The following is a 25,123-nucleotide window of genomic DNA, read 5'->3' on the forward strand; positions in this document are numbered from 1 at the left end:
GACATTGGCATTCGGGAGATGTCCCGCATGAACCCTGCGAATTCGCTAGCGATGGCGACGACAGCTACCCAACCTATCAGCCGGGCGAAAAGCCTCCGCTAGGGCGCCTCTGGCGCAAGCCGTATCGGCGACAATCGAGCCGCTGCCGAGATACTCTTCGAACGAACTCCAGAGAAGCCTGTCCACCACCGCGTCGTCGAGATCGTCTAGCCCCTTCCCGCGAATCCAGCAGAGGGACTTCAGGGTTTGTATCGCGGCATCGATGATCGCGGCTTCGGAGGGTCTTGGTGTGTTCATGATGACGTTTCGGCAGAACGCGCGCGGACGTTAGCAAAATTTCATCTTTGCAATCCGTCACCTGTTCAACAGGCTTTCGCGATCTGCGTGCCCGCGTCGAAATGATTACCGCGATGGCCCGGAATGTGTGGGAGCGCCCGAATTTTCTTCGGGCACCTCGATGCCGTGCGAGCGAATCAGCGCGATCGGTTCGCCCGTGGTGATCTCGAACCGGTAATCGCGCTGGGTTCCGGCCTTTCGCTCGTCGCATTCCACCAACTGCACGCTCTTGCCGTCCTCGCTGGCGCGCAGTCTCAATGGGTTCTGGTGCAAATAGGAAATCAGGTTGAGAAGTTGCCGATATAAAGGATAACTTATCGAGTGGACAGGACCGTATGCCATACGGCGGGCGCAGTAGTCTCCTTGCGGCCGAGCTCCGTGAGGTCAAACTCGCCCTTGCGAATGCGATGTGTCAATTCGATACCTGAAATTGTGGTCGCGGCGCTCGTGAACCGCTTGAATCCAAGCATCACGTACGTTCTGGACTTGATGTGGCGATGGTCCTGTTCGATCAAGTTGTTCAGATATTTATAGGACCGGACCTTCGTGTCTTCAGGCAGCAACCCATCGGCCTTCATCTCAGGCACCGCGCGGTGCGAGGCCGCGTAGCCATCGAGCGTGATGGCCTCAGGCGACTGGCCCTGATGCCTGATAGCCTTGCTTAAAAAGGCTTTGGCCGCGGCTACGTCGCGCCTCGCCCTGAGCATGAAGTCCACCGTCTGGCCCGCCCGATCCACCGCCCGGTACAGGTAGACCCACCTGCCGCGAATCTTCAGATAGGTCTCGTCGACACGCCACGAGCGACCCGCAGGCGTAGCAAAACGGTTCCAGCGTTTGACGAATTCGGGCGTATAACGCCTCACCCAGCGCGGGATTGTCGTGTGAGCGAGCGACAAACCCCGTTCGGCCATCATCTTGACCAGATCGCGTAGGCTGAGCTTGTAGCGCAGGTACCACCGAACACACAGAATGATGATCTCCCGATCAAAATGGCGTCCATCGAACAACTCCTTCAGGCTTTTCAGTTTGGTCATCACCGGTTATCAGTTCATTTTGCTCCAACAACTCTAACCGATTCGCCTATCCTATTTGCACCAGAACCGTCGAGCTTATCCCCGTGGATTTCTACTGGTCCCGATGAGGGCTTGGCCGCCTGTGATCGACGTATAGCAGCCTTTCCTTCGAGCGCCTCGATCGGCACAATGCCGACCGAAACTCGGCCGTTCGGCTCGGACTCTGGTGACTCTTGGCCTCAACGCGTGACGACCACGCTAATGGTGCATTCGAGTCCACAGCGAGTTGAGGGCTGCCTGACTAAGCATGCTCGATCGGTACTTGTGAATTTTCGGCGTATAGGAGCCATTTCGTTTTCGGCGTAATGGCGCCACCGGATTTTCGGCGTGAAGGAGCCACGGCGTTTTCGGCGTAAAGGCGCCAGCAGTTTTTCGGCGTAATGGCGCCACCGGGGCGACGAGCACAGAGGGTTCGAACTTTCATTGATCGGCTAGACTGCCTGCGTTTTTGCCGGGAGAAAGCCGATGACCAATCGGAGGTTCGACATGTACCAATACCGACAGATCCTGGTGCGAATGCGCCGAGGTGATTCTGACCGGGACATCGCACGATCGAAGACCATGGGGCGCAAGAAGATCGCTCAGGTGCGCGAGATTGCCGCCGAGCATGGATGCCTTGTGCGGGAAGCGGTTTTGCCCGACGAGCAAGCAATGGCCGCTTTGCTTGCGCGCAAAGAAGCACCGCCGCCGTCGAGCTGCGTATCGACGTTAGAGCCGTGGCGAGCGCAGATCACCAAGTGGCGAGCAACCGGCGTCCAATGCACGACGATCCACGCCACGCTTGTTCGCAACCACGGATATACCGGCAGCTACTCGTCGGTCTATCGTTTCCTCCTTCATCTCGACGCTTTGCAACCTCCCGACGTTCCGCTTCGTCTGGAGTTCAAGCCAGCTGAGGCGGCACAGGTTGATTTCGGCGCTGGGCCATTGATGACCGATGCGCTTAGCGGCGAGATCCATAAGACATGGTTCTTCGTCATGACCCTCGCATGGTCACGCCACCAGTATGTCGAGTTTGTCCGAGACCAAACGGTAGCGACCTGGCTGGGATGTCATCGGCGAGCCTTTGAGGCCTTCGGTGGAGTGCCGTCCCGGGTCATCATCGACAACTGCAAGTGTGCAATCACCCGGGCGTGTTATTACGAGCCCGAGGTGCAACGCGCTTATGGTGAATGCGCAGAAGGATACGGTTTTAAGATCGATGCATGCCCGCCGAAAGACCCGCAAAAAAAGGGAATCGTGGAATCGGGCGTCAAATTTGTGAAGCGAGGCTTCTTGCCTTTACGCGAGTTCCGGGGCCTAACTGACGCCAACCGCCAGATACACGACTGGGTGATGAACGAAGCGGGAAATCGCATTCATGGTACCACCCGCGAGATGCCGCTGACGCGCTTCGCAGAGGTCGAGCAAAGCTTGCTGATTCGCTTACCAGACGTGCCGCCGGAGCTCGCGATTTGGGCTAAGGGGAAGGTGCACCGTGATGCTCACGTTCAGTTCGAGAAAAGCTTTTACTCGGTCCCATATCGCCTGGTCGGCCAGGAGCTGTGGCTCAAGGCGACCGACACCATGGTAACGCTATACCGCGAGCAGGAATCAGTGGCTGCTCACGTGCGTCTTACTCGCCCAGGCCGACGTTGCACAGTAGACGATCACCTGCCATCGGCCGCCCAGGCGTGGCAACTGCAGGATACGCAGTGGTGTCTGACAAGTGCCGAGCAGATCGGACCGGCCTGCTACGCCTTGGTCCACTCGCTCTTCGGAGACAAAGTCTTAATCAAGATGCGCTCGGTACAAGGCGTGTTGCGGCTCAAAGAGAAATACGGCGCGATTCGGCTCGAAGCGGCTTGCTCGCGCGCCAACCACTACGGCACGCCCCATTACTCGGCGGTTAAAAGCATCCTGCAAAAGGGTTTGGACCAGATCGAACTGTTAGAGGCCTTTGATGCGCTTGCCAACACCTACACCGAAGGTGGCCGCTTCTGCCGCAATACACAAACCATTCTCCAATAAGGCCTGTCATGCACCCCATTCCTGAATTGACTCCGCTGCTCAAGCAATTGCGCTTATCGGGCATCCTCGATTCGCTGGAAGCACGAAACCGTGAGGCCATCGATCGCAAGCTGGCCTTCACCGAGTTTCTCTCGCTGTTGATCCACGATGAGGTCGCTCGCCGCGACAACAAGAAACTGAGCTTGCGCTTGCGGCGCGCCAACTTCCGTAGCCAGAAGACACTGGAAGGATTCGACTTTGATCGGCTGCCAGGCCTGAATCGAGCTGCCATCCATGACCTTGCCACCTGTAGATTCATTGACGAGAAAGTCGCGGTTCTGATTGCCGGGCCTTGCGGCACTGGAAAAAGCCATCTGGCACAAGCGCTCGGACACGCAGCGGCACGCTTAGGACACGATGTCCTGTTCTCCACGCAAACCCAACTGTTGGCCAGCCTTCGCAACGCAGCGGCCGTGGGTACCTACGATCGCCGCTTCCAATATCTCGCCAAGCTTCCACTTCTGATCATTGATGACTTCGGCCTGAAGCCATTGCGCTCACCTGAAGACGAAGACTTCCACGACTTGATCGCCGAACGTTATGAGCGGGCAGCGACAATCTTGACCTCAAATTTAGACTTTCCAGAATGGGGCGAAGCGTTCCCGGGTAACAAGATGATCGGTGCGGCAACACTTGATCGCTTGCGCCACGGTGCCCACAAAATCATCCTCGACGGCGAGAGTTATCGCGGACTGCAAACCAGTACCGAAACCCTCAAAACCCCGCTTGCAAAAGAGGGCAAAATCAAGCAATCTTGATCCCCGTTCGAACCCTCGAATTCACCGTTTCCAGTGGCGCCATTACGGCGAAAATGCCCGGCGCCAATACGCCGAAAGGTGACAGTACTGAGCTGCCGCTTACGATCGAACTCGCCTCCGCCGAGCTCAGTTTGCCCGGGGGTAGCCCTTATTTGTGGAGCAGAATCCGGTCGAGTTCGCCCGAATGTTTCTTTAAGTAATGCGGATACAGAAGCGTGCTTCCTGCAACGCTCAGATGGTGATAGTCGTCGTACCGGTACATCGGCAGTCCGTCAAAATCGAGCATGCATTTTGTATCCGAACACGGCACGTCATGCGTATGAACGATGTCGATCTGCGGATACTTTGACTTGAGTTTATTGAGCATGGCTGCAACTGGCGCATGTTCATCCTTCGCCCGAGACGCGTCAAACTCACAAGCTTGTTTATGTATGGGGATGAACAGGTCGTTCTTGAAGTCGCAGTTGATCAGGTTCATCGGAATCGTCGGCACGTCGTCCATCAAGATGACGTGTTTGCCGGCACCGGTCAGCTTGCCGATCGTCGAAGCGAGTTCATCGTCGAATTGATATGGCGTGAATCCATGGCCATTCGGACCAGAATCGCGATTGGCCGAGAGATTCTGATAGTTTTGCCAGGCCGCAGCCATAAACACCGTTTTGATGTCGGGGTGTGACAACACGTACGACATGACCGCCTTGTCGTGCGCTACACACTTCAAATGATCGTCCGTCAAGGCCGGATCGCCCGGAAGCGCGGGCTCCCGCTCGATTGGCGGACAGAGCGTCAGCGCAACGTCGTGAACCTCGAGGTCGTATTGCTTCCCCAACTGATCGAAAAAATAAACCAGGTGATAGGCATGCGAATCGCCCCACAAGATCGCCTTGTTTATTGAAGCAGCCGCGCCCAAGCGACAGGCCGACTCCGCAGTGACGTCGACCTTGGACCAGCACGCTTTGCCTCGAGGCATACCGAACAGTGCCTCTCCGGACCAATGAACGTCGCTACGGATCTTCGCGGGGTACGCGAACAGAAAACCATTCGTAAGCTTGCCGGTCGCCGCGATCGCGCCAGCGATCAGGAGTGGAGCGGCGAGGAAGTAGAGAATCGCCGACCTCGATGATAGCTTCGACTCGCGAGCACGCCGCTCAAGATAACGGTAGGTCAACCAGGAAGCACAAAGGCTCCCGACAATCGCCAGAATGTAGTTTCGCGGGGTACTGAGGTCCAGTCGACGCAGCGCAAAAAACACGGGCCAATGCCACAGATATAGCGGGTAGGAGACTTTTCCAATCAGCACCATGATCCGGTTGCCCAGCAACGCATTGGAAGCGCGCGAGCGCCGGCCTGCGGCGATCGTGAGCAATGCGCCGCCGCAAGGGACGAGGGCACCCACACCGGGAAACTGCGAGGTCTTGCTGACACCGAAAATGCCGGCGAGAACGATCGCCACGCCGAGGAGCGAGAGCACGTCGAAAGCGGAAGATTGCGATACCTGTCGATTGGCTTCGATCATAGCGAGCCACGTCCCGATCAGGAATTCGAAAGCTCTCAGATGCGCGAAATAATAGGTCGCTGCCGAGCCGTGTCGGGACTCGATTACCGCCCAGACGAACGAAATCGCCGTTGCCAGCAGTAACGACGGAACGAGCCAGCTTCTGCGCTTCCGGTAAAACAAGGCGAGAACTATCGGGAGGCAGAGATAGAACTGCTCTTCAACCGAAAGCGACCACGTGTGCAGCAATGGCTGGTCCTCTGCAGTCGCATCGAAATATCCCGTCTGTTTTGACAAAAAGATATTCGATGTCATCGTTGCGACGGCGAGTATGTTTTTGGCGAGGTGAAAACTGTCTTCGGGAAATGAAAATAGAATGCTGAAAACAAAAATCGCCGCAAGCATCACGTAAAGCGCAGGCGCCAGGCGTTTTGCGCGCCTAGCATAAAAGTCCGCGAGGGAGAACGTTCCGCGGGACAAGTCGCCGAGAACTGATGTCCCAACCACGAATCCAGAGATTGTAAAAAACACGTCAACCCCGATGAACCCGCCGCGGAAAGCGTTGAAACCGGCGTGGCAAAGAATCACCGCAAGCACTGCGACGGCTCGAAGTCCGTCGATATCGGAGCGATAGCGTTGAGAGAAGTGTTGTATTTGAGGTGACGGAGCTTGCTGCATGACAGTAGGTATGCGGAGTTATCGGAGGGCGCAACCGACTACTCCTTACATTGACATTACGAGCGACCACGGGCGATTTGTTTAAAGGCCCGAGATGATACCTCGTGCAATGCGCCCGAGATCGGACCGCTGTGCGTTCCGCAATCGGGCACCTTCATCGTTGATTCGGCCTGCTTTGGCCGAATTGCCGCCCAATGGGCGGCGACAATTGTCTTGGCCGGTCGTTGACGATTGTTTTGGCCGGTGGTGAGGAGTTGGAGGCGGCGTAGCCGCCGGAGACGACGAACCACCGGCGGCGCCAGGTCGACGGGGCTTTAGGATGGGCTGATCGAAGCTTAAATAAAAAGCGGTCAGCTCATGTCTGGAACCCGCATTACCGACCAACAGGTTCGTCTCTACATGAACAAGCGCAAACACCATCCGCAGGAAGTCGCGGCCGCCAAGACCGGCATCAGCGTGCGTACGGCACGCCGCATCGAGCGCGATGCCACGTTGCCCTCCCAGAAGCCACGCCAATCATGGCGGACCCGCCCTGATCCCTTCGTCGACGTATGGGACAGCGAAGTCGTACCGTTGCTGCGCAACGCGCCCAACCTGATGGGCATCACGATCTTGCGCAAGCTGCAGGATGATCACCCGGATCGATATCCCGATAGCATGCGTCGCACGCTGGAGCGACGTATTCGCCAGTGGCGGGCACTCGAAGGGCCTAGCCTGGAGGTGTTCTTCCCCCAGGAGCATCAGCCCGGCGTGCGCGGACTGTCGGACTTCACCGATATGAGCAAGCTGTGCGTGACGATCGGCGGCGCCCCGTTCGGCCACCGGCTGTATCACTTCGTACTGGCGTTCTCGCGCTGGGAGTATGCGAACGTTGTTGAGGGCGGCGAGAGTTTCGAGGCCCTCGCTGCGGGATTGCAGAACGCGCTATGGCAGGCGGGCGGCAGCCCGCACGAACATCGCTCTGACAGCCTGTCGGCCGCCTTCAAGAACTTGCAGGAGCAGGAGGACTTCACGACACGTTATGCGGCGTTACTCGACCATTACGGCATGGAGGGCACGCGCAATAACCGCGGCCTGGGCCACGAGAACGGCAGCGTGGAATCCTCGCATCGGTTTCTGAAGGAAGCGGTCGACCAGGCCCTGATGCTGCGCGGCCATCGCGACTTCGCTGACCGGGCGGCCTACGATGAATTCATCCGTGAGGTGGTGATGCGCCGGAACCGGCGCAACGCCGCGGCGTTTCGCATTGAGCGCACACAGTTGCAGGATTTGCCTGAACGCCGTACCACTGACTTCGTCGAGGAAGAGGCGCTCGTGACCCGTTGCAGCACGTTCACCGTGCGCGGCATCCTGTACAGCGCGCCGTCGCGCCTGATCGGCCACCGCCTGAAGGTGCGTCTCTACGGTGACCGGCTCGACTGCTATCTGTCGGGCGCGCTGGTGCACAGTACGCCGCGAGGCTCCCGTGCCGCCGACAACCGCCACGCGCTGGATTACCGTCACTTCATCGATTCTCTCAAGCGCAAGCCTCAGGCGTTCAGGGGACTTGCGTTTCGCGACGCGCTGTTTCCGCGCGATGCCTACCGCCGGACCTGGGAGCGGCTGGAGGCGCAACTGACGCAACGTCAGGCATGGGGTCCACTCGTTTTCAGTGCAATAAGTGACGGTACGCAAAGCCAGTAAGGGCGCGGGGGTCAGGTGGTAAGTCATTGATTCTGCTGACATTGCTGTTCGCTTTTTTGAGGCGTATCGTGAACGTCCCACCGATGGAGGCGCGCGATGCAAGGCTGGCAGACGACGTACCTGGGCATGCGCGAGCTGCCGCGCGAGATCAGCACCTTCGAGTTGCAAGCCTTCTTTACCTTTAGCCCTGCCGAGCGCGAACTGATCGAGGCGCGGCGCGGTAACCGACTGAAGCTAGGCCTGGCGCTGCACATCGGTTTTCTGCGCATGAGCGGGCGTCTGCTCGACGCCTTTCGCGGCATCCCATCGGTGCTGTGGCGCCACCTCGGCACCGAGCTCGGCATCGACGCCCCGGAACTCGCATCGCTGCGTGCGATGTATGGCCGCGGCCGTACCTTGTTCGACCACCAACAGGTTGCCTGCGAGTCCCTTGGATTCCGATGGATGAGCGAGCATCAGCGCCGCGCCCTGGTGCGAGAACTGCGCGAGGAGGTGGCCCGATGCGCTAACCGTGAGCAGTTGCTTGTGCGTGCCCGACAATGGTTGTACGAACACCGGCTACTGATCGTTCACGACCGGGCCATCCGCACCCTGATCGCCGCCGCGCTTGCGCAACTCGAGGCCGAGACCGGCGCAACGATTCGCGCCGTGGTTCAGCCGGGGACGCTTGATCGCTGGCGCCGCGCGATTGTCGAGTCTCGTGCTGATGGCCAGACTCAGCAGAGCTGGCTGTGGGCGGCACCCGCCAAGCACTCAACACGGCAGATCACCGAGGTGCTCGAACGCATCGAATTGCTCTACGGCTTGGAGATTCACAAGCACCTGGGAGATCTGCCCGACCTCCTCCTGCGCCGCTACGCCCGACGACTGGCCTCTAGACCACCGTCGGCAGGGGCCAAGATCAAAGAGCCAGCACGCACGGTGGAGGTTGCCTGCTTCCTGCGCTACGCCTTGCTAATCGCTACCGATCAGTTGATCCTGATGCTGCAGCGACGCGTGGCAGATCTCTGGCGACACGCAGCCGACGGTGTCAGCAAGACCGTCAATTGGGCCGATCTGTACCAGACGTTGCTCGACGAGCTGGCGGGTCTGAGTGCCGAAGGGGCCGTGCCGGACGCCGAACTGCGCGCTCGACTCGACGCGCTGGTTACCTCGAATCGGCAGCGTCGCCCACCCAGCCGCGCATCTCTTGTGCGTGAGGGTTTGATCGAAGCCATTCGCCCAGTGAGATCGCTGCTAGCGGCAATCGCTAAGCTGCCATGGCAGGCAACCGGTGAGCATCCCGTCACTGCCGCGCTGGCCAAGCTGTGCGGCCTGTACGACCGAGGTGTCAGGACGCTGCCCGACGATGCTACTGCACCTGGCCTCGGCTCAGTTTGGCGCGACGCCATCTCGGGCTACGACCGGGAACGAGCGTTCCGCGCCTTGGAGGTGGCCGCGCTTTTCGCGTTGCGCCGCTCGGTGCGCAACGGCTCGGTGTGGATCGAACACAGCCTGAGCTTCCGTGGCCGAGAGCGTCTGTTCTTGCCGGCCGAGCGTTGGAAGACCGAGGCGACGCGGCACTATGCACGTCTGTCGCTGCCGGCCAGGCCGGCGGCATTTCTTGAACCGCTGTTGGCGCGCGTACGGTCCAGCGTGGAGGCGGTGGCAGAGGCTACCAGGTCCGGCGTGCTGCGCGTCGACGACGACCTCCACCTCTCGGCTCTGCCGGCAGATGACGAGGATCCCGAAGTCACCAAACTTCGCGCCAGGCTCGACCACCGCATCGGGGAAGTGCAGTTTCCCGAAGTGATTCTGGCCGTCGATGCACAGGTTCGTTTCAGCTGGATCATGCTCGGGCGTGAGCCGCACTCGGCCGACGAACTGTTGATGGTCTACGCCGGAATCCTCGCCCACGGCACCAGCCTGACGGCCGCCGAATGCGGGCGCATGATTCCGCAGTTGTCGGCCAGCAGCATCCGCCAGGCGATGCGCTGGGCTGGCGATGAGCGACGGTTGGCCCAAGCCTGTCAGGCGGTGCTGGAATTCATGCAACGTCACCCTATCGCCACGACCTGGGGACGTTCGGACCTCGCCTCCTCGGACATGATGAGTATGGAGACCACCAAGCGCGTATGGCAGGCGCGGCTTGATCCTCGGCGCAACACGCCATCGATCGGTATCTACTCCCACGTCCGCGATCGCTGGGGCATCTTCTACGCCCAACCTTTCGTGCTCAACGAACGCCAAGCAGGCGTGGCCATCGAGGGGGTCGTGCGGCAAGAGCGGATCGAGACGTCGCAACTGGCAGTCGACACTCACGGCTACACCGATTTCGCGATGGCGTTGGCCCGGCTGCTCGGATTCGATCTGTGCCCGCGCCTGAAGGATCTGAAGCAGCGACAGCTCTATGTGCCGCGCGGCATGGTGATTCCGCGAGAGATCGCTGCCGTGTGTGTGGCCAACGTCGACACGTCGCTTGTCGAGTCGCACTGGGACGCGCTGGTGCACTTGAGCGCCTCGGTGAGGAGCGGCCATGTCAGCGCGGTGGCGGCGCTGGCGCGCTTCGGCTCCGCCGCCCGGGGCGATCCGATCTACGACGCGGGTGTACAACTCGGCAGGTTGCTGCGAACGACGTTCTTGGCAGACTACTTCCTCAACGCCGCGTTCCGACGAGAACTGCGGCGGGTGCTCAATCGCGGCGAGGCGGTCAACGCGCTCAAGCGTGCGATCTACACCGGGCGCGTGGCCCCCGCCCAGGCCAAGCGCGTCGACGAGATGCAGGCAGTAGCCGACGCGCTGAGCCTGCTGGCCAACATCGTGATGGCCTGGAACACGGCGCAGATGCAGGCGGTCTTGGATCGCTGGGCCAATCGGCGGCAGGTCATCCCGGCAGAACTGATCGGCCGCATCGCGCCCACCCGGCTGGAAGGCATCAATCTGAGGGGCATCTTCCGCTTCCCGATTGAGCGCTACGCCGGACAAATCCTACCGTCACAACGTGCAGCGAAAACAAGCGCCGTCGGCTGATATCGCCCACGCATTGACGCCCCCAAACACGTATTCCAATGTGAACAGAAACATCAACCTAATCAATGATGTAAGAATCACCACCCATACCGTTGCTGGCTCTGCGTACCGTCACTTATTGCACTGAAAACGAGTGGACCCCGAGTGTGGCGGCCGTGTTGATACCCTGTATCGAGCCCTTGTCGCGCATGATGACACCGCCGCCGAGAAAGCCGACGCCCGAGACGACATAAGCGGCAATTTGCGTCACTCCCGTTGCTCCGTTTCCGGTCAGCACACCCAGCGTAACGAACAGGCAGGAACCACTGGCGACGAGCGTGATGGTCCGCAGACCCGCCGTGCGTTGACGCATCTGGCGCTCGAGGCCGATGGCAACCCCACAGGCAAAGGCAGCGAGCAGTCGCAGGATGAAATCGAGCGTCATGTTGGTTGATTCAATTCGTGCCTGCGGAGGGCACGCCTGACGTGGAAACGAGCGAAGTATCGTGTGCGCACGAGGCTTTTTGAAGTCAGCGCGCAAATTGACGAGCCATCTTGCGTGCGGCGCCCCCTGCCAACCTGACTGGCAGCGGGCGACGCGATTTCTCTTACTGCAGCAGAGTCATCTGGACGACCTTGACGATAACCAGGGCGACCGCCACGACGAGATAGCCGCGCAGCACGCCCATCCAGACGCGGTTGGACAGCGTCAGCTTCGGCCGAGGCAGCTCGTTCAGGGGCGGCATACGCCACGTGTCGCGCGCCTCCTTTGGCCAGGCCACCCCGTCATCGTGAGCGGCCCCGACCGCTGGCTCCTGCCGGAGCTTGCGCAACACAACCGTTTCGGCGAAGCCCGCGACCGCGAGCAACGTTCCCCCGCCCAGCACCTCAAGAATGGTCCGGCCGGTGATGTCCGGGTACATGACGGACGCGGTGAGGATAATCGACAGCATCACCAGTACCCAGACGACCGCGCCGGTGAACAGGTTCAGCTTCCTTGAGTTGACCCAGGGACCCAGTACGGCCTTGTCGTTGCACAACAGCAGCAAAAACACCGTGGCGCTCGGCAGCAGCACGCCCGCGAGCGTCTGCACGGCTTCGGTCAACAGGCCAAGCGGGCTGCCCGGAATCAGCACCAGCGCCGCAGCGGCCGCGACAATGCCGAAGTACACCAGATAAAAGCCTTTGGCATCCGACACGCTACGGTGGAGCGAATGGCGAATCCTGAACACGTCGCCGATGGCATACGCGGTCGACAGCGATACCGCCGCCGCGCCGATGATACAGGCGTCCAGCAGCGCCACGGCGAAGAGGACAGCGCCCGTGCGTCCCGCGTATTTTTCCAGGCCGGCGATGACACCACCCGCATCCGTGAAGTTGCCGAATTCAGGCCTGCCGGCGAACAGCGCCGCACAGAACGAAATCATCGCCACCGCGCCAATCATCACGAACACGATGCCAATCCACAGGTCGGCTTTCTCGTATTTCATGAAGCGCGGCGTGATGCGCTTGTCGACGATGTAGCTCTGCTGGAAGAACAACTGCCACGGCGCTACCGTGGTGCCGACGATGCCGATGACGAGCAGCATGACGTCACTGAGCTTCGAGTGAGTGGGCCAGTTCGGAATCAAGAAATCGCGCGTCATTTGCGATACCGGCGGGTGAATCGACACCAGAACCGGCACCAGCAACAGGCTCAACACACAGAGCACCACGGCGAAGCGCTCAAAGCGTCGGAAATTTCCCGTACTGACGGCGGCCATCGTCAGCGCCGCAGCAATGCAGACGCCGGCAATCTTGGAGACACCGAAGAAGTCGAGGACAAACGTGATGCCGATGAACTCGGTCACAATCGTCAGCGCGTTGAGGATGAACAGGTCGATGACGCTGAACGCCCCCCAGAATTTGCCGAAGCGTTCGAAGATGAGACGCGCATGGCCGACGCCGGTCACCGCGCCGAGGCGCAGCACCATTTCCTGGTTGACGAAGAGGACCGGCACGAGCAGCAGAAGCGTCCACAGTAGCGTGGTCCCATAGTTCTGCCCTGCCTGGGTGTACGTGCCAAAGGCACCCGCATCGTTGTCACCGACCATCACGATGAGGCCGGGGCCGAGAATGGCCAGCAGGGTGCGAAAGCGCGCCCACCAGTTTGCGCGTGGGGCGGTGTCATGGTGCGCGATGGTGCCGAAAGCGCCTTTGATGTCGCCAATGTGAGCGTCATCGAGCACGGCGGTGCGTGGTGGTGAAACGTGCGATGGAGTGGACATTTTGTTTTCTTCCCCGAGCATGGGTTATTGAAACGAAAATGCGCAACTCCGGCATACGGAAGAGCGTGGGTCATCGGGAACAACGACGTCGCTTTCGTATGGCCGGGGAGCGCAGAAGCCTACGAAATGAGCGCCTTGAGGCCGCGCCAGAATGCTGCAAATTTGTGCGGCTCGCGGTCGTGCAGCGACAGCATGGCGTCGTAGTGGGCGCGCGATTCCTGGACGTGCGGCAGTTGCGACAGGAGGAGGCCGAAGTTCATGGTATTTCTCCGAGCGTTTGACTTAACGCGGTTTACGGAAAGCCAGCAGACACGGAGCGCGAGCGCGTGATACGCGCTACGGGAGGTCTACTCGCTTCCCTCAGGCAAGGGTGAAGTGAGATGGCATATGGGGTAACTGTCACTGTCCGGCATGGCGGCTCCTTATCGGCGTCTGGTACGCACGTCTGCTACGCGCGTGTTCATCCACGCGCCCGTCTGCGCCAGTGATTCGAAAGGGCGCAAACGAACGCGGCCGCGAGTTGACGCTCGCGACGCGGTGTCATGCGTACGCGCGTTATCGCTGCGTCCAGATAGCGCTAATCAAGGTGCACGGAGAGTGACTACGGCGCGCACCGTCTGCCTGCTGGCAGGACGGCGGCTGAAAGAAAGAAGCGCGGACGTCCTGCCGGTCAGGCAGCGAAACTGTTCGAAGGTCGACTACTGCAGGTGTCCAAGGCATAAGCCCCATTTTGTGAAGACTATAAATTTTAAGCGCGTGAAGAATTGGAAGTCAACACGATTCGTTAAGCAGAGCCAATATAATTTCGAAGTCCCTTGTACAACGCATTGTGACCGGCCTGTATCCCGTCGAAGTCTTTCGGAACGTCAGCTACGATAGGCATGCGAAAGAGTTTGAGGGCCGATGCGAATGTGACGCACCATCGTTTGTCATCCAGATCTGTCAGCTGATTGAGAGCCCAATGCCCTTTGTGATTTTTTGCTTGCAAGTCCGCGCGCGGGCCGAATACAATCCGCCCGTCTGATTAAAGGAGTCCCTCGTGGACACATGTTCTGGTAGTGGAAGTTCGATGCCGGCCGGTGCCGGCGATGTAACCGCGAGCTAGCGACCGCAGGACCATTCCTTCGCCGCTAACTCGCCCTGGTCGGGTTAGCGCGCTTCATCACTGACTGGCTGTCTGCCGGTCTGTCAGCAGCACGCTCCCTCTGTTTGACCGCCTGTCGCAAGTCCGCTTGCGAGACGCAGTCACGTCTTCATACGTCGCCCGATTCTGCCGGGCTGGACGGGAGTGAGCCTATGTTCTTCAAATCATTTGTTAGGTGTTTCAGGGGTGCGGTTCATGCGCCACGCCCGACGTCAATTGCTGCCCGCTTGCTGTCGTCGCAGGTCCGCGAGAACTGGTCACTGCGGATTGCGGCCTGTGCGGCCCGGGCGCACTTTCTCGTCGCTCCATCCATTGACCGGGTGACTGTCGGAAGTGCCGGTTGGCTCAGCAATGCCGACGGCACCCGCAGGTCGCCCATCAACCAGTTGCGTCGTGTTGGGAGGATGTTTACACGCGCGGCGTTACGAGCTGCCTATGCGGGCGGCCCGCTCACGCCAACCGGCTACGCAATTCTTGCGCTTACGGTAGGCGCCGTCGCGCTGGTCGCGATGCTGTCTGCCTCGTCCGCCGGTGACGAACTGGGCAGTGCGTTACGGCTGAGCTGGTGGTTTTCCTGAGCGTGGGGTGGGGTTCACGGTCGCGCCACACTCCGCGTGTCATATCCATCAACGAAAAGACCAATCCGCAAGACAAGCTTTCGTCCCTCTGCCATGAAAAAAGAACTTAAAACCAGATTGCTGCTGTCCGGTGCTCCAGCCGGCCTGACCCTCCTGCTGTCCCTCGGCATCGTGCCGCCCGCACTGGCCCAGCCGAGCGGCGAGTCGGTGCCGGGCGCAACGCAGGCACCGGCTGAAGCACCATCTCCATCGCAACCCGCAGCCAGTACCGACGGGGCGACGAAGGCGGACCAGACGCGGTCCGCGCCAACCGGATTCTGGGACCGTTCGAACCTGTTCGGCGATATCGGCGGCCTGCGCCCGTGGCTCGGCAACTGCGGTGTGAGCGTCAGCCTGCAGGAAACCAGCGAATATCTGAACAATCTTTCCGGTGGCGTCAAGCGTGGTGGTGCCTATGACGGCCTGACCCAACTGGCGATTAACGTCGACATGGAGAAGGCGGTCGGCCTGCCGGGCGGCACCTTCAACGTTTCGGGTCTGCAGATCCACGGCAGTAATCTGACCCAACGAAACCTGCTCACCTTGCAGAGTGCAAGCGGGATCGAAGCTGAGAGCACGACTCGGCTATGGGAACTCTGGTACCAGCAATCGCTCGCTGGTGGGAAGGTCGATGTGAAGATCGGCCAGCAGAGCCTCGACCAGGAGTTCATGGTGAGCCAATACGCCACCTCGTTCCTGAACGCAACCTTCGGCTGGCCGGTCCTTCCCTCGGTCGACCTGCCGGCAGGCGGCCCTGCGTATCCGCTCTCATCACTGGGTATGCGGTTACGCGCGAGGCCGTCAGACGCATGGACCGTGCTGGCCGGCGTCTTCGACGGAAATCCCGCGGGCAGTGATGTTGGAGATCCGCAGAAACTGAATAGCCACGGCACCAACTTCAACCTGGGTAACGGCGCGCTGTTCATCGGCGAGGTCCAGTATGCAATCAACCAGCCGCCGGCCACCCCGTCGGATGCGCAACCGGCCGGTTTGCCCGGAACATACAAGCTGGGCTTCTGGTATAACACGCAACGTTTTGCGGACCAGCGGCTCGACACCACCGGTCTGTCACTTTCGAACCCGGCGAGCACGGGTGTTCCGAAGAGTCATCGGGGCAACTATAGCTTCTACGCCGTTGCCGACCAGACGGTCTGGCGCCCGGGCACGGACAGTCCGCAATCGGTCGGCGTGTTTGCCGGAGTCATGGGCGCGCCGGGCGACCGCAATCTGGTCGACCTGGGCGTGAACGCAGGTGTGACGTTGAAAGCCCCTTTCAAGCGACGCGACAACGACGTTGTCGGGCTGGCCGTGGGCCACGCGAAGATTGGCTCGCATGCACAAGGGCTCGCCACCGATACGGCCTCGCTGACTACGCCAGGCTATCCGTCGCGCAGCGCCGAGACCATTCTCGAAGCGACCTACCAATATCAGGTCACGCCATGGTGGCAATTGCAGGCGGACTTCCAGTACGTGTTCCGGCCTGCCGGCGGTATTCCGAATCCCGACAATCCGTCGCAGCGGGTCGGCAATGAAGCGGTGGTGGGTGTGCGCACCAATATCGTGTTCTGACAAGCTAGCTGTGGCCTGCGCCTGCATCTGCAACGCCGCGCCTGGCGCAGGCGGACCCAAATCGGCATGAGAACCGTTGGCGTTCTCGATTAAGCCGCGTTTTAGGGGCTTTGCTAAAGATGGTCCCTGAATCAATTAAGCTTCGCTGCTAAGAATTCAATAGGCAGGTACTTCACCATGGCATCGAAAGACGAAGTAAAGCGATACAGAGCAAACCTCTCCGATGAACTTCATAGTGCCGCGCTCTACGAAACGCTCGCAAGGGTCGAGAAGGATGACACGCGAAAGCAGGTGTATGGCGACCTGGCCAGGTCGGAGCGCGACCACGCGCAGGTGTGGGCCGACAAGCTGAAGGCCAACGGCGTTCACCAGAAAGGAACGGGGCAGGCAGTCAAGACGCGCCTGATGCAGATGCTGGTCCGCCTTTTCGGAGCGGGTTTCGTATTGCCCACGCTTGCTGCGGCCGAGTACGCGGACCGTAACAAGTACCACGGACAGCCGGATGCGGGGCGCATGTCGGCCGACGAACATCACCACGCTGCGGTGGTCCAGACGCTGGCTCATGGTGGCGACCCGGACATGTCGCAAGGCGCGCGTATTGCCGCGGCAGAGTCATGGCACAAGGGAGTATCGTCGGGGAATGACCTGCGTGCAGCAGTGCTTGGTGCGAACGATGGGCTGGTCTCGAACTTCTGTCTGATAATGGGCGTGGCGGGCGCGGGAACGGGCAACAAGGCAATCCTGCTGACGGGACTGGCCGGACTGATAGCCGGAGCGTGCTCGATGGCGCTGGGTGAATGGCTTTCGGTGACCAACGCTCGCGAACTGGCTAGCACCCAGATTGCGAGGGAAGCCGACGAGCTGGAGATGTCGCCCGAAGCCGAAGAGCACGAACTGACGCTGATTTATCGTGCCAAAGGTCTGGACGCCGATGAGGCCAGGCGTGTGGCATCCCAGATGATGCGTGACAAGGATAAGGCGCTTGATACATTGACGCGCGAGGAACTGGGACTTGACCCGGCGGAGCTGGGTGGCAATCCGTGGTCGGCTGCGGGGGTTTCGTTTTGCCTGTTCTCGGTTGGTGCAATTTTCCCGGCGATGCCGTTTTTATGGACGCACGGATTCAGCGCAATCGTGCAGTGTATCGTTCTGAGCACGCTTGCTCTCGCGTCCATCGGCGTCTTCACGTCGCTCTTTAACGGACGAAGCGCGGTGTTCTCTGCACTGCGACAGGTCGCCATTGGCCTTATCGCTGCGGCGTTCACATTTGGCATTGGCCGGCTCCTGGGCGTGTCTATTTCGTAGTGCCTGGGGCCGGAGACCGCATTGCGTGAAGCTCGAAGTTGAAGGCCAGCCGACTGTTCACAATCCTCGCGAGTCGGCCGTATGGCGCGCCGTCTAGAAGTTGAGGAGCTACGGCCCCTCATCGTTCCCGTCGCTCACGGATGAAACGGGCAACTACTAACAGGTCGCCAGTGGTGGTGTCATGTGCATGGTTGAGCAATATCAAGCTGATATCGGCTCGCGGCTGAGGGCATTGCATGACAAGCCAAGCCCAGTCTTTCCAGACGGGGCCTTGCTCGTGTTCGGGGCTGGGCAGATTACTCTGAAGGCAGACGAGTGGTCCATGGCTGGGCAGGTTGAGGAAACCTGCGTCGCGGCGTGTTTGCAAGATTCATGGGTGCGCCCGGCGACCGTAACGTCGTCGACCTCGGCGTGAACGCAGGTGTCACGTGAAAAGCCCCTTTTCAAGGGCCGTGACAACGACGTCGTCGGGCTGGCGGTCGGCTACGCGAAGATTGGCTCACATGCACAGGGCCTCGCCAGCGACACGGCCGCCTTTACTGCGCCGGGGTATCCGGAGCGCAGTGCTGAGACCGTCATCGAGACCACCTGCCAGTATCAGGTCACCCCGTGGTGGCAGTTGCAGGACGACTTCCAGTACGTGTTTCCGCCCCGCAGGCGGCATTCCGGCTCCGAACGACCCGTCCGGGCGCGTGCATAATGAAGCCGTCGTTGCCGTGCGCACCAACGTCACGTTCTGAGCAATCGGCTTCCCTGACGACGACACGCATAGTGCTTTGAGACGCGGCACACTCGATGCGGCATGAAAGCCTGGGGCTTCCGAGTCATATTCGTGTCCGACAAGGAGACGCAGAGTGAAGGCAACTCGAAAAATCCGACTCAAGGCACAGTTGAAAGTGTTGCTGGTTTCTGCACTGGTGACCGAAGTGGCTGCGCTTTGCTTTTCTATCGTCACGCAAGCGGCGACGGGCGAAGTTTTCCCCGCCGCGTTCGGGCTCTTCAGCGCGGTGACGCTGGCGCTTGCTCATCGATGGGTGATGGTCGACGTGGGCAATGCCTTCCAGGCAGCGGTCTCGAAGCATCATGTGCTTCTGGAGGGCACACCGCCGCACATCACCCAGATCGACAGCTCATGTCCGAGACGGTGGTTCGTGCTATTGCATATTCAATTGCACCCCGAGTTGATTGACTCTGACTTCGCGTAACAGTCCTTCCATTTCTTTACCGAGGTCAAGCTCAGGGGTGTGGCAGACACTTCAGCACATTAGTCGCCCCGAGTCGAGACGCCATCGAGTCGACGAACCTCGAGCAGTTTGCTGTACCGTTCATCGGCCATGGTCGAACCGGCGAATTTCCGCACGCTCGCTATCAGGTTCTGTCGTTCCACGTCTTCCAGCGCGAGGTTCTCACACGCTCTCGAACAGGAACGGGGGCTTTCACACCCAGCCCGAGCGTTTAAGCTTCCGATACAGTGCAACGCAACCGGCAACGGTAACGAACAACGTCACGGGGTAGCCCCACGCAGTTTTCAATTCGGGCATGCCCTCGAAGTTCATCCCGTACAGGCTGAAGATCACGGTTGGCACTGCGAGGATCGCCCCCCAGCCGGCCAGTTGCTTGACGACCTCGTTCTGCCTCACAGAGACGAGCGCCAGATTGACATGCATGGCGTTCGTCAGCATTTCGCGCATGTCGTCGGTGATGGTCATTATCTGGTGCGCATGATCCTGGACATCGCGCACATAGGCTCGCAATTCTTTTGGAATAATCTCTTCATGGAATCGAATGAGCTGATTGCATATGTCGTCCATCGGAACTGCGGAATTTCGCAGTTGGAGGAGATGGCGACGGAGGTCGTATAGTTTTTCAATCGCCACCTGGTCAAAGTCGGACTTGAACATGTCCGACTCGAGGCGGTCGAGCTGCTCTTCGAACTGGCTGACGATCGGTCGGTAGTTATCGACCACGAAGTCGAGTATCGAATACAGCGCGAACCCCGGCCCCTTGCCTAGCAGCTTCGGATTTTCCTCTACGCGCGTGCGGATTGCGGCATAGCTTGACGAGGCGCCGTGTCGAACCGTGACGAGGAAATTTGTCCCCACGAATATGTGAGTCTCGCCGTACTGCACGTCGCCGTCTATCAGCTGCGCAGTCTTGACTACGATAAAGAGCGACTCGCCGTACGCCTCGATCTTGGGCCGCTGGTGGGCTTTGAGCGCATCCTCGATGGCAAGGTCATGCAGGCTGAATTCCTGCTGGATTTTTCGCAGGAATGCGTCGTCGGGTTCCCAGATGCCTACCCAGACGAATGTGTCCGGCTCTTTTACCACCTCGCTGATGTCGTCGATCGTGACGTCGCCCAAACGCCGACCAGCCCGGTAAGCAATGCTGTTGACGACCATGCCCATTTTTTGCTCCTTCATGTTTTCCCGATCCATTTTCGGTGACTGTTGCGGTCCCAAGCCGGGTACTGATAGTACAGGAGCCTATCGGTCAAACTTTGACCAGCGCGGATTCGCAACGGCGCCGGCGCGGCGTCGCGACCAGATGCAACCTGTTCGTACTGCTGCCGGACGAATTTATGTCGCTTTGCGATGAGCAGCCCGCGGACAGTGCGGGCGAAAAATCACGAATAAAGCGGAAAGAATCCGGGCAGTTTCATCGTCGTCTCTTGATGGCGCGGCGCGCGTGAGTCGGTATGTGCCCGCGCGTCGGACAGTAAATCGCGGAGCGCATAGGTCGGTTAACCTAAGGAAGCGCGGATGCGGGAACCCAGCGATATAGCGTCGGGATCGACACGCCCAGGTTCTTGGCGACTTCCCTGGGAGGCATCCCGCTGGTCAGCAACTTTCTCGCCGACGCGATCTTGCTGTCGGTCATGCTGCGTTTGCGTCCACCGGTGCGACCGATGGATTTCGCGGCCGCCAGACCGGCGCGGGTACGTTCCGCGAGCAGTTCACGTTCCATCTGCGCAAGACTGGCCATTACGTGAAAGAAAAACCTGCCGGCCGGCGTGCTGGTGTCGATGCTGTCGGTCAGACTCCTGAAATGCACCTTGCGTGTTTCCAGTTCGCTTACCAGGTCAACCAGCCCCTTGACGCTGCGCCCCAGCCGATCGAGTTTCCAGACCACCAGTGTGTCGCCTGCACGCAATACTTCCAGAGCTGTTTGCAGCCCAGGGCGAATGGTCCGCAGTCCACTGACCTGATCCTCATAGATTTTCTTGCAACCTGCTTTCTTGAGCGCAGCGATCTGCAGGGCCAGATTCTGATCCAGTGTCGAGACGCGTGCGTAACCGACCAGCATTTCAATGCTCCTGCAATTTGAGGCGCGGTCACCGTAGCCGCGATTTGGACTTCGCGCACGGGGGCGGTTGGCGTTCTCAAAACGCGTCGCCAACGGGTGGAATCGAGAATAGCATATCGAGAACGGTTTTAGAGAACTGCACACCCTTGATCCCATGTATTCGCGATCATCGCCCGGCGACTTCTCATAAACGAACGTTTTTGAGAGCGAGACGATGCCCCGACGCGAACTGGAATCATCGCGGCCAATCCGCGTGCAACGGTACCCCGGCGCGCACCGATGGCCACGCGAGGCTGCTACGGGTGCATCTCAACCCCCGGAAACGACCAGACAGGAAGTTCCTGATTTATTGAGATATTTTTAAAGGGCCGTTTCGCAAACCGGCATCACGCCTAGGCCCGGCTACGCCGGTAAAGTGCATCAAAATCAAAGGCATCCCGAAAAGGACGGTTTTTCGCATGCGAAACGTCCAGAAGGTCAGGGCGGCATCCGTGGTCGGCCGAATCACTCGCGCGCAAATGAGCCTCGCTGGTTTGAGCGATATCGCGCAAAATACAGCCAGTGCGCGGACTTCCCCGTGCGGCACGCATCCCCAACTGTCCCGAACTGACATGCCCCAGATCAACCCTGACATATTGCTGTGGGCGCGAGAAACGGCAGGTCTTTCAATCGAAGAGGCCGCCAGCGCCCTGCAGCTCGGTGGCGTGCGCCAGCCCGGCGCGGTCATCCTGCGCGCCTACGAAAGTGGTGAGCACGCACCCAGCCGGCCGCTGCTACTCAAAATGGTGAAGGTGTACCGCCGTCCTTTGCTGGTGTTCTATCTTGCGGAGCCTCCCAGGCGGGCTGACCGTGGCGAGGACTTCCGAACGCTGCCACCCGATCAGCGCGTCGAGAGCGCGGGCGCGCTCGATGCGCTGGTGCGCGACGTGCATGTGCGGCAGCGACTCGTGCGCACCACACTGGAAGAAGCAGAGGAAGCGGTTGCGCATTCCTTCGTGGGTAGCGTCACGCTGGATCAACCCGTTGCCGATGTGGTGACCCGAGTGGCGCGCACGCTGCAGTTCGATCGTGCCGCGTTTCGCCGCACGCGAACGGTCGAAGACGCCTTCGCGTACCTGCGCGACCAGGTTGAACGCACCGGGGTGTTCGTCCTGCTCATGGGCAACCTCGGCAGTCACCACTCCAATATCAGCCCGGAGGTCTTTCGCGGCTTCGCGATTGCCGACGATGTCGCGCCGTTCATCGCCGTGAACGATCAGGACGCGAAGTCAGCGTGGTCATTCACTCTTTTGCACGAACTCATCCACATCTGGCTCGGCCAGTCCGGGGTGAGCGGTGGGGCGCCGGAACAGCGCGTGGAGAAATTCTGCAACGATGTTGCAAGCCGCCTGCTGTTGCAGGACGCAGAACTGGACGATCTCCCGCTGGGGGGCATGGACCTGGCCGGGATGGCGCAGCGCATTGGTGAATTTGCGGATGCGCGGAAGATCAGTCGACCGCTGGTCGGATATCGGCTACTGCAACGGGGACACATTTCCCACCCGACGTGGCAGCAGCTTTCCCGTATCTTCCGAGACAGCTGGCTTAAGGAGCGCGACGCCAAGGCGAAGCGTGTCGGTGCGCCGAGCTACTACACGGTCCGTCGGCACCGGCTCGGCGGGGCGCTGCTCGATCTCGTCAAACGTACGGTGGACGAGGGCATCCTGACGCCGACCAAGGCGGGCCGGGTCCTGGGCGTGAAACCCACCAACGTGGCAACGCTGCTGGGTGGTGCATGAGTCGAACGCCCGGCACGGTTTATCTGTTGGACGCGAACGTCCTCATTGATGCTCATAACAAATATTACGCGGTCGACATGGTCCCGGAGTTTTGGGACTGGCTTCTATATTCTGCGAGCGAGGGCGACATCGCCATGCCACTCGAGACATTCGAAGAGGTGCGGGGTGGAGCGGACGCCAAAAAGGACCTTTTGAATGAGTGGCTTTGCCGCGATGCGGTGGAAGAGGCGCTTGTGCTTGCCGAAGAGGTTGACACGGGAATACTGGTCCGGGTCATGAACGCATACGCGCCGGACCTGACGGATAGTGAGGTTGAGCAGCTGGGCCGCGATCCTTTTCTCATCACCTACGGGCTCGTGCGGCCGCAGCAGCGCGTGGTCGTGTCGAACGAAGTTTCAAAGCCCTCCAAACAGCGGGCCAACAGGAAGGTGCCGGACGTGTGCCGCCAGGTAGGCGTTGCCTGCTGCGACACCTTTGCAATGCTCAGGGCGCTCGGGTTTCGAACAGGCTGGGCTGCAAAATCCGGTTGAGCCCACCTCGGCAGCGCAGCTTGCACTGCCTCGCTCTGCTGAGTCGAGAGCAGCTAGGGGTGCCGTCAAGAAACGGATTTTTTTTCGTACGGTAAGGCCGAATCTGTCAGATTGGAGCCTGAGAGATTGGGCCATAGGCGTCCGGCAATCTCGAATCCGACCTTAACTTGACGCAGTTTGCGTCCGGAGTCTGACGTCCAGTTGAGGTATAGCTCAACTGGACATGCCTGCCAGTGGGAGGGCGGCTAATGAGCGGTGAGCACTTGGAGAATCGCGCATTCCTTGACAGACCGGCGTTCGCCACAGGATTGCCGCAGCGCTCGCAGTTGCGCTTCTAGCCGCTGCAATTCGGCGATGCGCTCGGCCACGTGGTCGATATGCTCGTCGAGTAAAGCATCGACGTCGCCGCAGTCCTGCCCACCGCCATCCCTGAAGCCTAGCAGCGCACGGATTTCGCCGAGCGTCATATCTAGCGCGCGACAGTTGCGGATGAACGTTAACCGCTCAGCGTGAGATTCCCCGTAGACCCGGTAATTGCCTTCACTACGAGCTGGTTCCGGCAGCAAACCCTCGCTCTCGTAATAGCGGACGGTTTCAACCTTACACCCGGCCCGTTTCGCCAAATCACCGATCTTCATCGCCCGGCTCCTCAAAATTTCCTTGACTCTATAGTACCTAGAGGGTGTGAAATTGTGTTTGTACCGTTCGAAGGCTCCTGCATGCAGATCGGACTGCTGCGCCCCCTGCGATACCAATATCGTGAGACGGATACGACAAGCCAAAACCCTCAGAGGCGCATCATGGCAAATTGTTGCCAAGACAAAAGTTGTGAAGTGAATACGCTGCGAGAAAGCCACAGCCGCGTGCTGTGGATCGTGCTCTTCATCAATGCCGTGATGTTCCTCGCGGAAGGCACGGCAGGGCTGCTGGCGCATTCAACTTCGCTATTAGCGGACGCTCTGGACATGTTGGGCGACGCCCTCGTGTATGGCTTCTCCCTCTTTGTGCTGACGCGCTCAACGCGCTGGCAGGCCGGCGCTGCTTTAGCGAAGGGGGGCTTCATGTTCCTTTTTAGCCTTGGAGTATTGGCAGATGCCATATACAAGGTGCTGCACCCCGTTATGCCGGGTGTCGAGGCGATGGGGATTGTCGGTGGGGTGGCGCTGGTCGCCAATCTCACCTGCTTCAATCTCCTATACCGGCACCGCAGCGATAACCTCAACATGAGCTCTACCTGGCTGTGCTCCCGAAATGACCTGATCGCTAATGTCGGAGTATTGCTAGCCGCTGGCAGCAGCTACGTACTTGCCTCGCGCTGGCCCGACATTATTGTCGGGACCGTCATCGCGGGCATCTTTCTCAACTCGGCGCTAGGAGTCGTGCGGCAGTCTCTTCGTGTACTACAGTCACCGGTCGCTCCGACTCAATCGCCCGTGGGGCCAGCGGCCATCCGTCTACCAAAAAACGAGTCCCGCAATCCTTAGCGCACGAAAAAAACCCTTTCTTGAGGGCACGCCGACACCGACGCGTGACTGAGAGCACCGATG

The 25,123-nt window shown here is 59.9% G+C and carries 20 protein-coding genes and 2 pseudogenes; 12 read left to right on the forward strand and 10 right to left on the reverse strand.

Annotation, left to right across the window (positions count from 1 at the left end; all coding sequences use genetic code 11):
- Positions 1 to 45: 45 nt before the first annotated feature.
- The 3 genes from FFS45_RS07595 to FFS45_RS07605 form a co-directional block, all read right to left on the reverse strand.
- The gene (locus tag FFS45_RS07595; RefSeq protein WP_137954089.1) at positions 46 to 297 is read right to left on the reverse strand and encodes a hypothetical protein; all 252 of its coding nucleotides are present in this window, start codon (positions 295 to 297) and stop codon (positions 46 to 48) included.
- Between the two features lie 105 nt (positions 298 to 402).
- Positions 403 to 678 carry a hypothetical protein gene (locus tag FFS45_RS07600; RefSeq protein WP_249362712.1) on the reverse strand — a complete coding sequence of 92 codons (276 nt, stop codon included), beginning with the start codon at positions 676 to 678 and terminating at the stop codon, positions 403 to 405.
- Positions 651 to 1,361 carry an IS6 family transposase gene (locus FFS45_RS07605; protein WP_249362722.1) on the reverse strand — a complete coding sequence of 237 codons (711 nt, stop codon included), beginning with the start codon at positions 1,359 to 1,361 and terminating at the stop codon, positions 651 to 653. The genes FFS45_RS07600 and FFS45_RS07605 overlap by 28 nt, the downstream gene beginning before the upstream one ends.
- A 534-nt stretch (positions 1,362 to 1,895) precedes the next feature.
- Between FFS45_RS07605 and istA (FFS45_RS07610) the strand changes: the two genes are divergently transcribed.
- Together istA (FFS45_RS07610) and istB are read left to right on the forward strand one after the other, a co-directional pair.
- Positions 1,896 to 3,419, forward strand: a complete 1,524-nt coding sequence (istA, locus tag FFS45_RS07610; RefSeq protein WP_137954091.1) for an IS21 family transposase — start codon at positions 1,896 to 1,898, stop codon at positions 3,417 to 3,419.
- A gap of 8 nt (positions 3,420 to 3,427) precedes the next feature.
- Positions 3,428 to 4,216: an IS21-like element helper ATPase IstB gene (istB, locus tag FFS45_RS07615; protein ID WP_137954092.1), complete on the forward strand. Its 789-nt coding sequence runs from the start codon at positions 3,428 to 3,430 to the stop codon at positions 4,214 to 4,216.
- Between the two features lie 148 nt (positions 4,217 to 4,364).
- Here istB and FFS45_RS07620 read toward each other — a convergent pair whose 3' ends face one another.
- A complete protein-coding gene (locus FFS45_RS07620; protein WP_137954093.1) occupies positions 4,365 to 6,389 on the reverse strand; it encodes an acyltransferase family protein in 2,025 nt (674 codons plus the stop codon).
- A gap of 357 nt (positions 6,390 to 6,746) precedes the next feature.
- Between FFS45_RS07620 and istA (FFS45_RS07625) the strand changes: the two genes are divergently transcribed.
- Together istA (FFS45_RS07625) and FFS45_RS07630 are read left to right on the forward strand one after the other, a co-directional pair.
- Positions 6,747 to 8,072 (forward strand): IS21 family transposase, encoded by a 1,326-nt coding sequence (gene istA / locus FFS45_RS07625; RefSeq protein ID WP_249362713.1) that lies wholly within the window; start codon positions 6,747 to 6,749, stop codon positions 8,070 to 8,072.
- Between the two features lie 96 nt (positions 8,073 to 8,168).
- A complete protein-coding gene (locus tag FFS45_RS07630; RefSeq protein WP_137954094.1) occupies positions 8,169 to 11,081 on the forward strand; it encodes a Tn3 family transposase in 2,913 nt (970 codons plus the stop codon).
- 142 nt (positions 11,082 to 11,223) lie between these two features.
- Here FFS45_RS07630 and FFS45_RS07635 read toward each other — a convergent pair.
- From FFS45_RS07635 to FFS45_RS41635, 3 genes and pseudogenes are all read right to left on the reverse strand, one after another.
- A pseudogene (locus tag FFS45_RS07635) lies at positions 11,224 to 11,505 on the reverse strand (MgtC/SapB family protein); the annotation flags it as partial.
- Positions 11,506 to 11,668: 163 nt separating this feature from the next.
- The gene (locus tag FFS45_RS07640; protein ID WP_046565566.1) at positions 11,669 to 13,327 is read right to left on the reverse strand and encodes an NRAMP family divalent metal transporter; all 1,659 of its coding nucleotides are present in this window, start codon (positions 13,325 to 13,327) and stop codon (positions 11,669 to 11,671) included.
- 119 nt (positions 13,328 to 13,446) lie between these two features.
- Positions 13,447 to 13,587 carry a hypothetical protein gene (locus FFS45_RS41635; RefSeq protein WP_167346776.1) on the reverse strand — a complete coding sequence of 47 codons (141 nt, stop codon included), beginning with the start codon at positions 13,585 to 13,587 and terminating at the stop codon, positions 13,447 to 13,449.
- A 1,288-nt stretch (positions 13,588 to 14,875) separates the two neighbouring features.
- On the opposite strand from FFS45_RS41635, the gene FFS45_RS41640 reads away from it, so the two are divergent.
- The 5 genes and pseudogenes from FFS45_RS41640 to FFS45_RS07665 all read left to right on the forward strand — a co-directional run bounded on the left by FFS45_RS41640 (position 14,876) and on the right by FFS45_RS07665 (position 19,167).
- Entirely contained in the window at positions 14,876 to 15,049 is a 174-nt protein-coding gene (locus FFS45_RS41640; RefSeq protein WP_171029600.1) for a hypothetical protein, read from the forward strand.
- Between the two features lie 93 nt (positions 15,050 to 15,142).
- Positions 15,143 to 16,657: a carbohydrate porin gene (locus tag FFS45_RS07645; protein ID WP_046565088.1), complete on the forward strand. Its 1,515-nt coding sequence runs from the start codon at positions 15,143 to 15,145 to the stop codon at positions 16,655 to 16,657.
- A 177-nt stretch (positions 16,658 to 16,834) separates the two neighbouring features.
- A complete protein-coding gene (locus FFS45_RS07650; RefSeq protein WP_046565091.1) occupies positions 16,835 to 17,962 on the forward strand; it encodes a VIT1/CCC1 transporter family protein in 1,128 nt (375 codons plus the stop codon).
- 357 nt (positions 17,963 to 18,319) lie between these two features.
- Positions 18,320 to 18,702, forward strand: a pseudogene (locus FFS45_RS07660) (carbohydrate porin); the annotation flags it as partial.
- A gap of 114 nt (positions 18,703 to 18,816) precedes the next feature.
- Complete coding sequence (locus FFS45_RS07665; protein ID WP_137954095.1) at positions 18,817 to 19,167, forward strand: hypothetical protein; 351 nt, start codon at positions 18,817 to 18,819, stop codon at positions 19,165 to 19,167.
- A gap of 231 nt (positions 19,168 to 19,398) precedes the next feature.
- Here the strand turns inward: FFS45_RS07665 and corA are convergent, their stop codons facing one another.
- Positions 19,399 to 20,370, reverse strand: coding sequence for a magnesium/cobalt transporter CorA (gene corA / locus FFS45_RS07670; RefSeq protein WP_046565570.1), 972 nt, complete (start codon positions 20,368 to 20,370; stop codon positions 19,399 to 19,401).
- A gap of 340 nt (positions 20,371 to 20,710) precedes the next feature.
- On the reverse strand, positions 20,711 to 21,268 hold the full coding sequence (locus FFS45_RS07675; RefSeq protein ID WP_046565095.1) for a recombinase family protein: 558 nt from the start codon (positions 21,266 to 21,268) through the stop codon (positions 20,711 to 20,713).
- Positions 21,269 to 21,879: 611 nt separating this feature from the next.
- Between FFS45_RS07675 and FFS45_RS07680 the strand changes: the two genes are divergently transcribed.
- Entirely contained in the window at positions 21,880 to 23,046 is a 1,167-nt protein-coding gene (locus tag FFS45_RS07680; protein WP_046565096.1) for an XRE family transcriptional regulator, read from the forward strand.
- Entirely contained in the window at positions 23,043 to 23,576 is a 534-nt protein-coding gene (locus FFS45_RS07685; RefSeq protein ID WP_046565100.1) for a DUF4411 family protein, read from the forward strand. Before FFS45_RS07680 ends, FFS45_RS07685 begins: the two co-directional genes overlap by 4 nt.
- A 245-nt stretch (positions 23,577 to 23,821) precedes the next feature.
- Here the strand turns inward: FFS45_RS07685 and cadR are convergent, their stop codons facing one another.
- The gene (gene cadR, locus FFS45_RS07690) at positions 23,822 to 24,214 is read right to left on the reverse strand and encodes a Cd(II)/Pb(II)-responsive transcriptional regulator (RefSeq protein WP_046565103.1); all 393 of its coding nucleotides are present in this window, start codon (positions 24,212 to 24,214) and stop codon (positions 23,822 to 23,824) included.
- Between the two features lie 81 nt (positions 24,215 to 24,295).
- Between cadR and FFS45_RS07695 the strand changes: the two genes are divergently transcribed.
- Positions 24,296 to 25,060, forward strand: a complete 765-nt coding sequence (locus FFS45_RS07695; RefSeq protein WP_235429565.1) for a cation diffusion facilitator family transporter — start codon at positions 24,296 to 24,298, stop codon at positions 25,058 to 25,060.
- The last annotated feature ends 63 nt before the right edge of the window (positions 25,061 to 25,123 follow it).

It is taken from the genome of Burkholderia sp. 4M9327F10 (assembly GCF_005503145.1).
Taxonomy (GTDB): Bacteria; Pseudomonadota; Gammaproteobacteria; order Burkholderiales; family Burkholderiaceae; genus Paraburkholderia.